The sequence below is a fragment of the Pauljensenia sp. OF14-1SRA genome, from assembly GCF_027694595.1.
Taxonomy (GTDB): domain Bacteria; phylum Actinomycetota; class Actinomycetes; order Actinomycetales; family Actinomycetaceae; genus Pauljensenia; species Pauljensenia turicensis_B.
The window spans coordinates 1-14,064 of sequence record NZ_JAQEVQ010000023.1 but is presented as its reverse complement, the minus strand read 5'-3'; the positions used below and the strand labels follow the sequence as shown (position 1 = coordinate 14,064).

Sequence of the window (14,064 nt, the reverse complement as noted above, 5' to 3'; positions counted from 1 at the left end):
CGCCAGCGCGCACCATAACGCTTGTTGATCTTCGGGTCGCGTTGAAACCTGCGGTAGTTCTTGTCTGCCTTTTTGGCGTGGAGCTGGCAGAACCTTTCGCGGGTTAGTTCGGGACAGCCCGGTGCTGAGCAGGGACGTTTGGGTTTGCTTGGCATTCCCGTTATCTCCTGTGGTGATGGTAAAGCCCCGAGAGGATATTTTCCGCTCGGGGCTTTGACCTTTTTCTAACTAGTTACACTATATCAGGCTCGAAACGGGAATGTCGTCCGCGTTTTGTCCAAGCATTTTAGCGTCCGTACAGGAGACTGGTGAGGTGGTCGAGGGCGGTTTTGCGCCGGTTGTAGGCGGTGGAGCGTTCCACATTTAGCCGCTCTTGCACCTCATAAATCGCATCAGTGGCGGACTCGTGCCCAGAAAGGAAGCAAACCTCTAGCACGTCACGTTCCTCATCGGTGAGCGCTTGCCATGCGGGGTTGAACCAGTCCATGTAATCCTTGGCTTGCAGGTATTTGCGGGTGCGGTTATCGATCCGTTCCAAATGGTTAAGGATTTTGTCCTCAGCCGCGGTGGGATTAAACGCACGGCGGCTGCCATCCAAGACGGGGGAGGATGGACCGGGCAGGTCGGCTTCGATGGCTTTCAGGTCGTCGGGAGTGTTATCGATGATGGTTTCCATAGTGGCGTAGTCACGCAGTGCGTTGATAGCAGCGGCGCGACGGTCAACGTAACGCCAGGTGATGTCGGTTTCTTGATGCGTAACGCTCATTTCGTTTCTCCTCTCAAGGTCTGCGCTACCGCGTCGATGAGCGCCGACTGGGTCATGTTCTTTGATTCGAGTGCCGATAAGATCCGCTGATCAATCGAATCCTTGGTCGCAATATGCGTAATAGTCACCGGCTTGCTCTGGCCTTGCCGATACAGACGGGCGTTGGTCTGCTGATAGAGCTCAAGGCTCCAGGTGAGCGAATACCAGATGAGGATGGAGCCTCCTTGCTGGAGGTTAAGCCCATGTCCAGCGGACGCTGGGTGAATCAACCCGAGTGGGATTTCACCGCCATTCCAGGCCTCAATGTCAGTGCTGGTTTTCAAAGGTCTCGCTTCAGGGAAGCGCTCACGGATGCATGCTAGGTCGTGTTGCCACCAATACGCCATAAGCACGGGATTCCCATTCGCAGCTTCAATGAGGTCTTCAAGGGCATCGAGTTTGCGGCCGTGTACCACGATAGGGTCGCCTGCTTCGGTGTAGATCGCACCGGACGCTAGTTGGGTGAGCTTACCTGCCAGGACGGCAGCATTGGCCGCGTCAATCACCTCATCGCCCAGCTCGACTACCATCTCTGCCGCTAACCGGTCATACACCTTGCGCTCCCTGCCGTTCATGGTCACCTCGGTGGTCGTGACAGTCAGTGGTGGGAGAGTGAGGTAGTCGCTGGTTCGCATCGACAACGTGATATCCGAGATTGCTCGGTAGATTTCGTCTTCAGCGCCAGGTTTGGGCTTGTAGGTGAATACTTGCATTCCACTGCGCTTATCGGGCACGAACCATTTATCGCGGTAGCGGGAAATGTAGCGCCCGAGCCGCTCACCCAAATCCAACAGCCGGAACTGCGCCCATAAGTCCATCAACCCATTGCTGGCCGGAGTGCCGGTCAGGCCAATAATCCGCTTCACTTGGGGGCGGATCTTCATGAGCGCGGCGTGGCGTTTGGCGCGGTGGTTTTTGAAGGAGGAGAGTTCGTCGATGACGACCATATCCCACTGCCATTTGATGCCACTACGGGTAATAAGCCAGTCGACGTTCTCCCGGTTCATCACTGTGATGTCTGCTCCTGAGTTGAGCGCGCCTCGGCGTTGGCGTTCGGTGCCGACAGCTACTGCCAGGCGTAGCTGGCGTAAGTGGCTCCACTTTGCTTGCTCAGCAGGCCACGTGTCCCTTGCTACGCGCAGCGGCGCGATAACCAGTACCTTGTGTATTTCAAAGCTGTCGAAGAGGAGGTGTTGTATTGCTGTCAGGGTGATGACGGTCTTGCCAAGCCCCATCTCGAGCAGTAGCGCTGCAACCGGGTGTTCCTCAATGAAAGCCGTTGCTAGCTGTTGGTAGTTATGTGGCTTGTATTGCATGGCACACCTCCTCAACCTCATCAGGGTTATTGAGGAGGAGTGCGGTGAAGCCTAGGTGCTTCAACTGCCTGAGCCTGTGTTTTTGGATTGCGCGAACTATACCGCCAGGTGCCTTGACTTCCACGAAGCCGACATGCCCATCAGGTAACAGCACGATTCGGTCAGGTACACCAGCGGTTCCAGGGCTGACTAGTTTCCAGCAGACCCCGCCCAAAGCCTCAACGGTTTTTACGAGTGCTTGTTCTAAATGTTGTTCTTTCATCACGTGTTGCTTTCTGCTCACGTGGTGACGCTTTCTGCCAGTCGTTTACATAACTTTTTATATATAGATATTTGTTTTTATTGCTCTTAAGAAAAGTTCTGTTATAGACCGACAGATAGTGTCACCACTTAGGGGCTAAAGGTTGAATTCGCTCTTCAGGCGTAGTCCGTCCACATAGCGTGCGTTCTTTGTGCGGCGTCTGCGGAATCCGAGTTGTTCCAAGGATGAATAGAAATCGGACGTGGATCTGGCGTATTCGCCCACGCTGAGCGCGTAGGCGCGATAGACGCTATAAAGCTCGCCCGAGGGCTGTGTGAAGCTCGGGTCGATCTCGCAGTTATCGTCTAAGAAATGTGTCATCCAGTCGTTCTCAAACCGGTAGGCCTCCAGGGCTCGACGAACTTTAGGTGGTGGCTTCAAAACAAAGTCGTCATCAATCACTTTGCGGGCACCATCAACGATCCATTGCAGAACGGCACCAGCGGCGTTTTGGTAGAGGTGTTCGGCGTAGTTTTTGATGTCCGAGGAGCCTTCGATTTTTGCCTCGAATGGAATCACGATCAGCCTGCGCCAAATACCAACATCCATTGCACCTACGCGCGGCAGGTGATTCGTATACAGCACGAGCGTATGCGAAGGAGCGAACGCGAAGGGCGCCTTATATTTCTTTTCTGCATAAAGCAGATCAGTGGATGCCATTTGCTTGGCGATAGAGGTGGAGAGCCTCATGCCTTCCTCGGTCTCCGCCGCGATCAAGAGGCGTTTGCCTTTGGCTTCTGCCAGCTCAGGCTTCACATTCCGCTTCACACCCACAGTGAGAGCATCGGCGGAGATGTTGCCCGCGTATGTGCCTAACACCCGAGCGATTGTGTTCCAAAACGTCGATTTGCCATTCCTGCCGTCGCCGTAGGCGATGATGAGGGCTTCGACGTAGACTTTGCCGATCGCGGTCAGCCCCACGATTCGCTGCACATAGTCGATTAGTTCTTGGTCGCCTTGGAAGAACACCTCGAGCGCCGCCAACCACGTGTCCATGCCTTTGGTGGCGGGATCGGTGGTGGTTTGTTTGGTGATGAAATCCCCATAGTCGTGCTCGTACATTTGCCCGGTGGTGAGGTCAATGGTGCCACCAGGGGCGTTGAGAGCGAAGGGGTCTGCGTCAAGGTCTGCTTGGGTGACTTGCAGCATCGGAGCTGCCTCCTTCAGCGACGCCGTAATCGCCTTGCTATCCCTGCGTTTGAGCACATATTTCTCGTAGACTTGAGCATTAGTGAGCTGCTCGTAAGCGGTCCACTGCACGTTAGTGAATAGGTTTTTCGCTTTGGTCAGGCTCATCGCCGACAGCAACTGAGTGACCCCAGTGGAATCACACACTTCACGGGCTTTCTCGAGCAGCTGTGCGGCTTGCTCTAACTGGCGCGTGGTGAGTTCTTGAGCGATAGCGCGCGAGCCTGGTCTGGTTTCTTCCCAAAACGAGCCGTTATACACCAGCCAATCTGTGGCCTCAGAGAATGCGAGTTTTTGTGCATATTCGTCTGCCAGGACGGTGGCTTGACCGACATCGGTGAAATCGGTGGGACGCAGTCCTTGGATTTCGGCGTAGCGTTCGGGTGGAATATAGCCTGGTGTTGCAGCTACTTTTGCACCAAACTTCAATGCCGAGGCCCAGATTGCCTCCAGCTCGGCATCGGGCAGGGCTGGTACGCAGGTGGCGGCTTTGCGGTCGTAGAGGTCGCGTGCTTGATCGGTGTTACCAAAACGCACAATCACTCGCCCAGCGAAAGCGCTCATGGTGGCATTGCGTGCGCCTTCTCGAATCTCACCCGTGCTCATTTCGAGTGCGGCGAACGCGTCAGCATCAAGGAAATCGGTGATGGATAGGGAACCGTCTACCCAGGTGACTTCGGCGGCGGGGTTTCCGTAAATAAATCTGGCAGCGTCGAGAGCGTTGCGGTCAAAGATTCCGGTGTAGGAGGCGAGCTTCTTCTTGATTCCCGTATAGACGGCAGCGTCAGTGACCGATTTGATTGGGAAGTAGGCGTGGAAGCGCGGCCTGGCGGTCTTTTCGCCCTTGGGCTTTAAATGATTACGCGAGGTCGCGGTCGCCAAAGCGACGCCCGGGAAGATGAGAGCCAAGGATTGTGGTGTAACCCAATCAGCTGGAGAGTTGGAGTGGTCGTTATCGATGTCCATCACCACACACGTGGATTGCAAGAACTTGTCGGTGGAACGGATATCGCCCTCATATTCGGCCGCCACATGGTCACGTGCCACAGCATTCTTCAAATTAGCCGCGCTCGCGATGTGCCGGTGATTTGGGTATTTGAGGTTGCGTTGCGCGCTCACCAGATTAGTCGTGCACAAAATGAAGTCAGTCATCGAGGTTCACCTCCGCAAAATTGTGGTCAAAATAAGTAATCGGGAGTTCGAGTTGATGAGCCCAGGAGATTTCGGTTTTCATGCCTGGCGAGACGCGCGGGGTGTACACCCACATCGCCTCGCACTTAGAAAGCAGCACGCGACCCATGAACATGGCAAGCTCGCGATCCCAGGGATCGGTATCGTCCATAAACTGGGGAAACAGCAGGTGGGGTGCAAGTGGGATACGCCGGCAGTCCACCGCATAAGCTGAGAGATCCCTTGCCAACTCCACGTTCGCTTCTATATCGTCGCAGTAGGGCGAGCAAATATAGGTCAAGGGACGGTGGCCGAATTCGGATATTTCCAGAGCCCGCAGCGCCTTGTAAGCTGTTGGGTCTGCGTAGCCTTTAGAGTTACGCCACGGTGTTAGATCACTGATTAGTGGTCGGTCATTTTGGAGTGTGTTCATTTGGTTTCACCTGCTTGTCGTTCGATAACCGGCAGGATGTGGAAGCGGTTTTTCAACAGGTCATAGATGAACAGGCGGCCTTTCTGCGTCCAATACGTGTGCATCACCGTCTTGCCGCTCTCCAGTAGGTGGGTTTTGGATTGGGTGTATCCGTATTTCGCATACTCGGCGTACAGATACCAGATGCCTGACTGCTTGAACTGAATATGTTCATCAGCTAACATCCGGTTGAGTTTCTTCGCACTCAGCCCGTAGTCTTTAGCGATAGCGGTGATGGGCATCAGGGTTGGTGATTGGAGTACGATGTCGTAGTAGGAGAGCTTCGGTGCTGCCTCGAGCAGAGCCTGCTCGGCAGCAAGCCTCTTGGCACGTTCGCTACGTAGACGTGTGAGGGCTTGTTCGAGCAGCTCATCGTTGTCGAGTAGTTCATCGATCGCGTACAGGCCGTGGCGACGAATCGATGGAAGCACCTCATCAAACACCCAAGCTTCGAATTTCTCTGCCGCTGGCAGGTGGCTGGAGACAATCAGGCGATACACGTCACCCTCAGTAATGAAGCGGGCTTGCTGGGTGCGGCCAAGGTTATCGACGATGGGGTAACGTTTTGGACCCCCATCCTGTCTGCAATGATCGCGGACTGCTTTTGTAGGATTTTCGTACCCTAACGCAGCGGCGATGTCTTTGGCGCAGAAGATGGTTACACCATGCTCGGTAATCGTGCGGATTTGCCCGAATTGGCTGTTGGTGAACACTTGTAGTGTGGAGCCGGTCATTAGCTCTCCTTCCCATAGTTTGTAGGTGAGAGCCATGAGCTGACCCTCTAAAAGGAGGGCTTTGAGAAGCGCGAAATATAAACGTGACTTTGAAAATAGGCAGGCAAAACCTGATGGGACAGGCGAGAAATTTGCTTGGCTGTTAACGGGATATGGGTTATGATTGATGCATCAAGACCGGTTCCGCCCGCGAGGGTCCAGGGCCGGTCCTCATCGTTTCTAGGCTCAAGGGAGGTGCCGTCGTGAGCCCGCAGCAGAGCCGACAAGTGCAGAGCGCTACCGGGAGCGGTAAGGCGTTCAAGACGCATGGCGAGCAGATCAACTTGTTACGCTCTCGCGGGATGGTGATTGATTCCGATCAGTTGGCACGGCATCTGTTGGAACGAGTGAATTATTATCGGCTTTCCGGGTATTGGTACTCGTGGCGTGAGATAGGGGCAGATGGTGCGCGCCGCGATGTGTTTATTCCTGGCACGAATCTTGCTGATATTGATGCTGTTTATGATTTTGATTGGCGTCTGCGGGAAGCAGTGTTTAGTGCGCTCGCTCATATAGAACTCTCGGTGCGCTCTATGCTTGGCCACGAGCTTGGTCGTATTGATCCGCTTGCCCACCTGCATCCAGAGCTGCTCGGTCCAGTGGCTTATGGGACGAAACCAAAACCGGGTCCGTCAGTGAAATATGAGCAGTGGCTGAAGCGCTATCGTAAAGAATTAACGGGGTCGCGAGAAGATTTCGTGATGCACCATAACCAGAAATATGGTGGCCAGTTGCCGATTTGGGCAGCGGTAGAAGTGATGGACTGGGGTTCACTGTCATACTTGTTTCAGCTAGCGCCAATGCCGGTGCGCGAGACGATTGCTGGTCGGGTGGGTTTGAACGGGGCACAGTTTGGTTCCTGGCTGAAAAGTCTCAATATTTTGCGTAATTATTCGGCTCACCATGCGCGTATGTTTAACAGGGTTTATGCTCTCAAGCCGCGCCTACCGAAGATTGGGGTACATCCTGAATTGGATGCTGTAGCTTCGGTGATGAACCGTCTGTTTGGTCAGCTCACAATTGTCCAATACTTGCTCGTAAAGCTTAATATCGGTGACGCGGCTCTGCTTCCTAGTGTGATAGCTAGTTACCCGGTTCTTGAGCCACTACCACCGAGCCATCTCGGTATTCCAGAAAACTGGCAGCAGAACCCGCTCTGGAGTATCAACTAATCCTTCTGATAGAAGCCGCATTCGTACCCGGCTGCATCAATCGGTAAACCCTCAGCCCATTGGGGTAGCTCGTTCATGAGGGCGCATATGTCAGTAACGGTGGTGCCGGAATTGATGGGTTCGTCGATGACAACCTCGTCGTGAATATGCATCACGATCCGGTGACCGGCATTCTCAATGCGGGTGATGGCTTCGGCGAGGAGGTCTCTGGCGGTGGCTTGGACGATGTTCTCCACGAGCTTGCCGCCGTAGGTTTCGAGCTTCTGCCACTTCCGAGCCACTCCCTGACCCCAATAAGTAATCGAGGTGCCGCCGAAACGATTCACGCCAATACCTGGCTTCACATATGCCAAGCGTCTGCCAGAGGGCAGGGTGATGAAGATCATCCCGGATTTTTTCTCGAAACCCAGGTTACGCAACGTAACAGGCTTGCTGGTGCTAATTGCTCTGGTAGCGGCATTATCGACCTCGTGCCACAGCTGCACAATATTAGGGTTGGCTTGCCGCCAAGCGTCCACAATGGGCTGTAACTCGTCCTCACTTAGCCCCATCTTCAAAGCGCCCATAGCTTTGAGCGCGCCAACGGAGCCGTTGTAGCCACAAGCAAGGACAGCGATTTTTCCTTTCTGCCGAAGCTCACTGTTGACTCCGTGCTTTTCCACAGGCATACCAAACATCGCCGAAGCGGTCGCGCAATAAAGGTCTTCACCGTTCTTGAACGCGGCAAGCGTGGTTTCCTCACCAGCAAGCCACGCCAGCACTCGCGCCTCAATCGCCGAATAATCGGCGACGATGAACCGGTGAGCTTCCGAGGGGATGAATGCGGTGCGAATCAGCTGACTGAGAGTATCGGGCACGGAAGAATAAAGCATATCGAGCGCCTCACCGTTACCATCACGCACCAAGCCACGGGCCTGAGCAAGATCGGGCAGATAGTTCCGAGGTAGGTTTTGCACTTGCACAAGCCGTCCAGCCCACCGCCCTGTACGGTTTGCACCATAAAACTGGAGCAGACCATGCGCTCTTTGGTCGGTGCAGGTGGCCGCCATCATCTTGCGGTATTTCGCCACTGATGAGCGCGATAATTCTTGTCTGAGTTCGAGTGCTTCTTTCACCTCACCACTGGCAGATGCTAGGGCATCATCGACTGATTCTTTCGCCATTGACTCTATCGGGCATCCGTGTTGGTTTAACCATTCTTGTAGCTGTAATGGCGAGGCAGGATTTTCCAAGCCGGTGAGTTCTTGCGCACGGGCGAGTGCTTGCGCCCGGTGTTCTTCGTCAATAGCGATAGCGTTTGCGGTCAGTGTGGTGTCGATACGGATACCTCGGTCGTTAATTTGTTGATCGACCTCATACTGCTCCCACACGTACTCGGGTACTGGGAAGTTGGCGAGCTTGCCCCTAATCTGGGTTTCTACCTCCACGTCGCGGGCATTATAGGTCTTAAACAGCCTCCAGCCATCCGGGTCACTACTGGGCATGCGTTGATATCCGTGCTTATCGGGGACGCAGAAATACTTGATGAGTTCCTTGCCTTCACTCATCTTTTGCGCATCGAGATTCAGTACCGCGCCGACATTTTTCAGGGACAGCGGCAGGCCGAGAGTTGCTGCCCATATCATTGAGCATCGCCACCCAGCAGGGTCAAGATGTCTTCCTAGATAGGCGGAGAGGCAGGTGCGTTCAAAAGCAGCGTTGTAAGCCCACTTAACCACGGCAGGGTCATCAAGTGCTCTAAGAATCTTTGCTGGAAGTTGCTCTCCAGATGCTAGATCCACTGTGCGCACCGCGCAACCGTCGATCGCGTAGGAGAAAAGGAGAATCTGAAAGTCAGGGTGGTTACAGTATTTGTAGACTCCGGCTTTGGTGAGGCTGATTGGCGAGTAAGTTTCGATGTCGATACTGAGCGTGCGCATAAGGTTCCTTAACGAGTGAGTGGGGCGGAGCCAACCGACTTGGCTCCGCCCCTTGAGTGGATTGGTTTGCTTTAGGCGAGGAAGTCTTCGTCTGCATCCCAGGTATCGAATTCCGATGCCGCGCTCACGTGCCCGCCGAGTGGCTCACCATCACGGGTCTTTTGAATATTGCCAAGACCGCAGGCCACGCCGCGATTACCGTTGGTGTTGAAAGCGTAGAAATTGATGGAAACTCGCCCGTAACAGCCAGAATAGACTTCGGAGCGGTCGAGGATTGGATTCACGTCCTGATCCACGATCTGCGGAGCATTAATACTGTTGGCATTCACGAAATAATGTCCGGCATAAGCATCATCGTCACGCTCAGTATCTCCATCACGCAGTGGTAGCTTCAAAGATGCGCGTGGCGGGATCTTCCCGCCGAACTTCCCAATACCCTCGGTGATTGCTGCCTCGACAGCAGCATTAATCGCATCGATAGTCGCAGCATCATCTTTAGGGATAAGAAGCGATACTGAGAACTTTGGTTTGCCGCCGTTAATAGATTTTGCTTCCCACACGTTTGCGTAGCTCAAACGTGTTTCGCCGGTTATGACCTTGGTCGGATTATTCTTCTTATTCTTGGTGTTCACTCGATTCGACATGATTACTTACCTTCTTTCTGTTGATTGTCGATGTTTGTGAAATCGTCAGCCGCAGAATCCACCTGGAGTTCTGGGCGTTTGTCGGATAGGGGTACCAGTGTTGGTTTGCCCTCGGGCTTGACCACTAGATTCCCGAGGATTTCGGAGAACTGTTTCTTTCCCATGAGTTTTTCCATCGCGGTAATAGTGAGCAGTGATCGTTTATAGATATCGCGGTAGCCTGCAGCTTTCGCAGCCTCAGCCACCGCTGTCTCATCGGTGTATTTGCGGATCGAGCGGCCAGCCACCAGCTTGAAACCCTCGTACCGCTCACCGCTTAGGGCTTGACTGAGGGCATAGTCCTGCACGTCTGACGCCCACCGCGTGAGTTCTGGTATTTGCGCCAACACATCAGCCACCTCAGCTGGGCTGAGTTCTGCTGGCGGTGCGAACTCGTACCTGGCCAGCTCAAGGTTCGCTTCAGCCCTGGCTCTACAGGTGGAGGCGATGCGGCAGAACTGACACCAGGTACCGGCGCAGAACTCGCCCTCACCGTTAGCTGCTAGTTCGGCTGCAGGCTTGAGGGTTTGCTCGGCCCACTTGTTCAGTTCAGTGACGCTAATCGTCCAGGTGGATACGTTTTCGCGCCGTGGCTGAAAAACCGTTAGTGCCACCTGCTCAATGTCATAAAGAGCGTCGAACAAGGCAAGTGCACCGATCGCGTATAGCATCATTTGCGGATTCCGCTCAGCCTCCACCAAAACGCCTAGACCGTATTTCAGGTCGATGACGTGCAGTGTGCCGTCTGCGACGATTAGGCAGTCGCCGGTGCCGAAACCACCAGGCACAACGTGGGAGAAATCCAAGTGTTGCTCGATGTAGATCACCGCGCCAGACGTCACCTGTTTTGCTTGCTCGTATTGTTCGAGCACGTAGGAGACGTAATCGTCGGTGTGGGTATTCATCTCGTCATCTTCGTATTTGGAGACGGGGCGTTTAGATTGCTGCTTGAGTGCTCGGCGCAGCTTATGTTCTGCCAACGCGTGAGCCGCCGTGCCTTGAAGTGCAGCTTCACTTGGAGCCTCTGTCACCCTAGCCGTGAGTTTCGCGGATGGGGGACAGTGCAACCAACGATGCGCCGACGAGGCGCTCAAGAGTGCGTGTTTTTGCGGTGGCATCATGCACCACCAGCCTCAGCCTCAGCCTCAGCTGCAGCGAGCACCGCGTTGGCTTGCTCCACCGTCAGCTGTGAAAGCTTCGTATGCTCAAACGAGCGAATCTTGGCTTTGATGAAGTCATTCAAGCCCGAGCGTGCATAATCCGCCAACACGCCGCGCACTTCCTCCAGTGGCAGCAGCTTGACCTGCGGCTGAGGTTCGCTGACAGATTCTGCTTGTTGATTCTCGACGGTTTCGGGTTCACCCGGCCCGCCCGTGAGCATATAGTCCGCTTCGATACCTGATTCCATCCAATACAGCAGGTCGTTCTCGGTTGCTTCTATCTCGGCTTGCAGGCTTTTCAAATCTTGGCGAAGATTGGCGAAAATTTGACGCATATTGGCTACATGGTTAACTGGAGTCATCACGCCACCTCATCTTCCTGATCAGGACCAAATACGGCCTTCATGAACGACTCGAAATCCTCATCCGCAAACGAACCACGCCGCTTACCTGATATCTTCGACTGGTCGTTGTCAATGATTTCAATGGATTGCACATCCCGCCCCGGCAGTAACACTGCACACCGTCCACTCTGACCCGTGAGCTTGCGCAAAACCCTTCCTGACAGGCGGCGCATACCCGCTGATACCACAGCATCCGGGTCAGAATGCTTACTGACCTTCACACGTAGTTTCCGGCTCATCACCAGCTCCTTCCTGAAAGAACCCTCCCAGTGAGACCCACCGCCTTCACGCTGTGTTCCTTCACTAGGAGGGCTTCCAAGGAGCCGAAATATAAATCAGAAATCAAGACCAATTTCGGCGGCAATCTTCGCCCGCGCAGATTTCAACAACTGCGAGGCACGAGGCTGAGTAATCCCAAGCTCAGCCGCCACCACAGTCAAAGGCACCTGATTCAAACGATTCTGGATAACGATGAAACGCTCACGCTCATCCAAGCCAGCCAAAGCACTCTCAAGCGTCAACCGCGTGTCCACGTCATCAAACGGATCATCGAACGCTTTCATGTGACCATACTGGTCGACCAACTCATCAAAAATATTGCCGCCACCAGCCAAAGGAACACGCCAACACGAATCCGTATTACGCACCCACTGCTTCGCCTGGTTATACTCCGGCTTATTAATCTCCTCCCGGACAATCTCCTCAATAGAACGCCGCTGCACCAATTCAAGGCTTTGCACCATATCGCGGCGCTGACGATAATCAGCCTCAATCATCGAGACCACCTCACCATCACTCACCTCAACCTCCACATACTCTGCAGGTTTCTTCACATCGAACTTTTGCTTTTCGTAACGGATTTGTACTTTCATTTGTGGATTTCCCTTCCGGGAGATCCACGGAGCGATATTCAGTTATGAGGTCGACCTGCAAGAACAAACCAAGCAACAACAAGCCATCGCCTATGAAGGTAATGGCCAGTGCTGGCTGCTCCGCAGATCTCCCGACTCATTGCTTGTCGCTATTTGTCGGTCGTGAGGTTGCCACGCACCGATTGCGCGCTGGCTCGTGGTGACATCACTAATAGATGTGTGCGGGATGCTTGAGAACGTCGCCTTCTAACCGCCGATTCATGCGCTTGTGAAGTTTCTCTTCACACATCGCAGGTTGATTCGATATAATGAAAGGCGACTATCTCGTCATTCCGCCACAACGAATCCCATCGCTGGGCTTCACGAAAAGGTTAAATAATGGGCTTTCGCAAGCTTTGAGAAACGTTGAGGCAAAACTTTGAGAGTTTTTGAGAAAACTTCGTTAGGAGGTGAACAGTGCAGTTCCACCAGTGGGCTAAATCAGTACGCCCTGTTGTTCCTGGCAGCCTCCATGGGCCTAGTTATGCGCGTGAACTGATCTCCATGTTTACTACTGTCAATGAGGGAGAATGGAATACGCGAAACGACCCCACAAGCACGGCCTCAATATCCGATGATGTACTTACCTCGCTTATGTCACGCGACGCGGGATTTAGCAAAGGGCTAGCAAACGCAATTTATTCTCGCTTGAATATAGATAATCTCATTTGTCTGATTGAGGATTTAGATGAGCCAGCGCAGAATCTTATCCGTCTCAATTTTGAGAGTTTTGGAGTAAGGATTCGCTTAACGCACGTGGCTGAAGATGCCTGCCTGATTCTGCTGGACATTCTCGAGCGGCTCGCAAAAATAAAAAATCCTGATTTGCAAGCACGGATTCGTATTCGCCAACTAGCTGCGAAGGCTAGGTATCGCGAAGAACTTCTCGTCTTATCGGATGGTTGTCTGCAGTGCGGAAAAACCCTCAATATCGAATCGCACGATAAATCCAAGGCCTCCTACGTGATCGTGCTTCTCGACGAGGATATTACAGAGCCTGTACGCGATGATTTCGCAGTGTTATGCACCGAGCATGGCGAAAAATACCAGCTGGCTCACACGAAAAAAGAAGAACAACAGCTACGAGCTAACCTTGCACGTCTTCTTGCTAAACATCGCCTTGCCGACAATGTTGTGCCTTTGGGGCTTGAACCAGAAATCAGCCTGTTGTTGGACGCGGTTTCCAACATTCCTTACGAGCAACGCATACCAGATCCCAAATTCAAGGCAGTCGACCTTGAGCAGAAAATTCACGATGCTGATTTGCTTTCCCAAGCAGCTGATGCTGTGTCCGTCTACAAGCCTTTTATCGTCACTCAGCTGAAATCTAAAGAAGCGAGAGAACAGCTCAAGTTCACTCGACTGTGCAATCAAGTTCAAGGGGCGTGGCTGACCTTCGAAAGCTCGGGGTTGGATCAGCCCGGGCAGTTCAGGCAACTATGCGATTGGATGAACAATCACACGGGAAGCGGCATTTACGTGTGTGGCATTCTCATCAGCTACTTCATCCATATTTGTGAGGTATTCCGCCCAGATGTAGACGTGGAGGCAGACTATGCGATTGCCTAACAAGCTCTACACTTTCGACGAATCAACCCTCGCCAACTTTCCGCGAATCCTGAATCACTTAGATAATCCGATGCGCCTCATTGATTTACATTTTGATTTAGTGAAACAGGTAGGCGGGACGGCTGAACTTATAGAAGCACTCACACTATTGCTCGCATTGAGAAAAATAACGATTGATGTTGAAAACGGGGTGATTGCGCTTGCTGATTAACGTATGGTCT

At 53.3% G+C, this 14,064-nt stretch carries 15 protein-coding genes and 1 pseudogene; 3 read left to right on the top strand and 13 right to left on the bottom strand.

Features of this window, described 5'->3' with window-relative positions; translation table 11 throughout:
* The 7 genes and pseudogenes from PG731_RS08830 to PG731_RS08800 all read right to left on the bottom strand — a co-directional run.
* Positions 1-155, bottom strand: a pseudogene (locus tag PG731_RS08830) (HNH endonuclease); the annotation flags it as partial.
* A gap of 131 nt (positions 156-286) precedes the next feature.
* On the bottom strand, positions 287-766 hold the full coding sequence (locus PG731_RS08825) for a hypothetical protein (protein WP_270773429.1): 480 nt from the start codon (positions 764-766) through the stop codon (positions 287-289).
* A complete protein-coding gene (locus PG731_RS08820) occupies positions 763-2,121 on the bottom strand; it encodes a DEAD/DEAH box helicase (RefSeq protein WP_270773428.1) in 1,359 nt (452 codons plus the stop codon). The genes PG731_RS08825 and PG731_RS08820 overlap by 4 nt, the downstream gene beginning before the upstream one ends.
* Positions 2,102-2,404, bottom strand: coding sequence for a VRR-NUC domain-containing protein (locus PG731_RS08815; protein WP_442952674.1), 303 nt, complete (start codon positions 2,402-2,404; stop codon positions 2,102-2,104). Before PG731_RS08815 ends, PG731_RS08820 begins: the two co-directional genes overlap by 20 nt.
* Before the next feature lie 114 nt (positions 2,405-2,518).
* Entirely contained in the window at positions 2,519-4,762 is a 2,244-nt protein-coding gene (locus PG731_RS08810; protein ID WP_270773427.1) for a phage/plasmid primase, P4 family, read from the bottom strand.
* A complete protein-coding gene (locus tag PG731_RS08805; protein ID WP_270773426.1) occupies positions 4,755-5,213 on the bottom strand; it encodes a DUF7768 domain-containing protein in 459 nt (152 codons plus the stop codon). Before PG731_RS08805 ends, PG731_RS08810 begins: the two co-directional genes overlap by 8 nt.
* On the bottom strand, positions 5,210-5,986 hold the full coding sequence (locus PG731_RS08800) for a phage antirepressor (protein WP_270773425.1): 777 nt from the start codon (positions 5,984-5,986) through the stop codon (positions 5,210-5,212). The genes PG731_RS08805 and PG731_RS08800 overlap by 4 nt, the downstream gene beginning before the upstream one ends.
* Positions 5,987-6,228: 242 nt before the next feature.
* On the opposite strand from PG731_RS08800, the gene PG731_RS08795 reads away from it, so the two are divergent.
* Complete coding sequence (locus PG731_RS08795) at positions 6,229-7,197, top strand: Abi family protein (RefSeq protein ID WP_270773424.1); 969 nt, start codon at positions 6,229-6,231, stop codon at positions 7,195-7,197.
* Here PG731_RS08795 and PG731_RS08790 read toward each other — a convergent pair.
* From PG731_RS08790 to PG731_RS08765, 6 genes are all read right to left on the bottom strand, one after another.
* Entirely contained in the window at positions 7,194-9,116 is a 1,923-nt protein-coding gene (locus PG731_RS08790) for a DNA polymerase (protein ID WP_270773423.1), read from the bottom strand. The genes PG731_RS08795 and PG731_RS08790 overlap by 4 nt on opposite strands.
* A 71-nt stretch (positions 9,117-9,187) precedes the next feature.
* Positions 9,188-9,760, bottom strand: a complete 573-nt coding sequence (locus PG731_RS08785) for a DUF2815 family protein (RefSeq protein ID WP_270773422.1) — start codon at positions 9,758-9,760, stop codon at positions 9,188-9,190.
* 2 nt (positions 9,761-9,762) lie between these two features.
* Positions 9,763-10,917 carry a DUF2800 domain-containing protein gene (locus PG731_RS08780; RefSeq protein WP_270773431.1) on the bottom strand — a complete coding sequence of 385 codons (1,155 nt, stop codon included), beginning with the start codon at positions 10,915-10,917 and terminating at the stop codon, positions 9,763-9,765.
* The gene (locus PG731_RS08775) at positions 10,917-11,321 is read right to left on the bottom strand and encodes a hypothetical protein (RefSeq protein ID WP_270773420.1); all 405 of its coding nucleotides are present in this window, start codon (positions 11,319-11,321) and stop codon (positions 10,917-10,919) included. Before PG731_RS08775 ends, PG731_RS08780 begins: the two co-directional genes overlap by 1 nt.
* Positions 11,321-11,602, bottom strand: coding sequence for a hypothetical protein (locus PG731_RS08770; RefSeq protein WP_270773419.1), 282 nt, complete (start codon positions 11,600-11,602; stop codon positions 11,321-11,323). The genes PG731_RS08775 and PG731_RS08770 overlap by 1 nt, the downstream gene beginning before the upstream one ends.
* 96 nt (positions 11,603-11,698) lie before the next feature.
* Entirely contained in the window at positions 11,699-12,235 is a 537-nt protein-coding gene (locus PG731_RS08765; protein WP_270773418.1) for a sigma factor-like helix-turn-helix DNA-binding protein, read from the bottom strand.
* A gap of 456 nt (positions 12,236-12,691) precedes the next feature.
* On the opposite strand from PG731_RS08765, the gene PG731_RS08760 reads away from it, so the two are divergent.
* Entirely contained in the window at positions 12,692-13,843 is a 1,152-nt protein-coding gene (locus PG731_RS08760; RefSeq protein WP_270773417.1) for an ABC-three component system protein, read from the top strand.
* Positions 13,836-14,054 (top strand): ABC-three component system middle component 7, encoded by a 219-nt coding sequence (locus PG731_RS08755; protein ID WP_270773416.1) that lies wholly within the window; start codon positions 13,836-13,838, stop codon positions 14,052-14,054. Before PG731_RS08760 ends, PG731_RS08755 begins: the two co-directional genes overlap by 8 nt.
* The last annotated feature ends 10 nt before the right edge of the window (positions 14,055-14,064 follow it).

Excerpts from the sequence above, each read along its gene's own strand:
- PG731_RS08825 (WP_270773429.1), bottom strand. The coding sequence starts at position 766 with ATGAGCGTTACGCATCAAGAAACCGACATCACCTGGCGTTACGTTGAC.
- PG731_RS08820 (WP_270773428.1), bottom strand. The coding sequence starts at position 2,121 with ATGCAATACAAGCCACATAACTACCAACAGCTAGCAACGGCTTTCATT.
- PG731_RS08810 (WP_270773427.1), bottom strand. The coding sequence starts at position 4,762 with ATGACTGACTTCATTTTGTGCACGACTAATCTGGTGAGCGCGCAACGC.
- PG731_RS08805 (WP_270773426.1), bottom strand. The coding sequence starts at position 5,213 with ATGAACACACTCCAAAATGACCGACCACTAATCAGTGATCTAACACCG.
- PG731_RS08800 (WP_270773425.1), bottom strand. The coding sequence starts at position 5,986 with ATGACCGGCTCCACACTACAAGTGTTCACCAACAGCCAATTCGGGCAA.
- PG731_RS08790 (WP_270773423.1), bottom strand. The coding sequence starts at position 9,116 with ATGCGCACGCTCAGTATCGACATCGAAACTTACTCGCCAATCAGCCTC.
- PG731_RS08785 (WP_270773422.1), bottom strand. The coding sequence starts at position 9,760 with ATGTCGAATCGAGTGAACACCAAGAATAAGAAGAATAATCCGACCAAG.
- PG731_RS08780 (WP_270773431.1), bottom strand. The coding sequence starts at position 10,917 with ATGCCACCGCAAAAACACGCACTCTTGAGCGCCTCGTCGGCGCATCGT.
- PG731_RS08775 (WP_270773420.1), bottom strand. The coding sequence starts at position 11,321 with ATGACTCCAGTTAACCATGTAGCCAATATGCGTCAAATTTTCGCCAAT.
- PG731_RS08770 (WP_270773419.1), bottom strand. The coding sequence starts at position 11,602 with ATGAGCCGGAAACTACGTGTGAAGGTCAGTAAGCATTCTGACCCGGAT.
- PG731_RS08765 (WP_270773418.1), bottom strand. The coding sequence starts at position 12,235 with ATGAAAGTACAAATCCGTTACGAAAAGCAAAAGTTCGATGTGAAGAAA.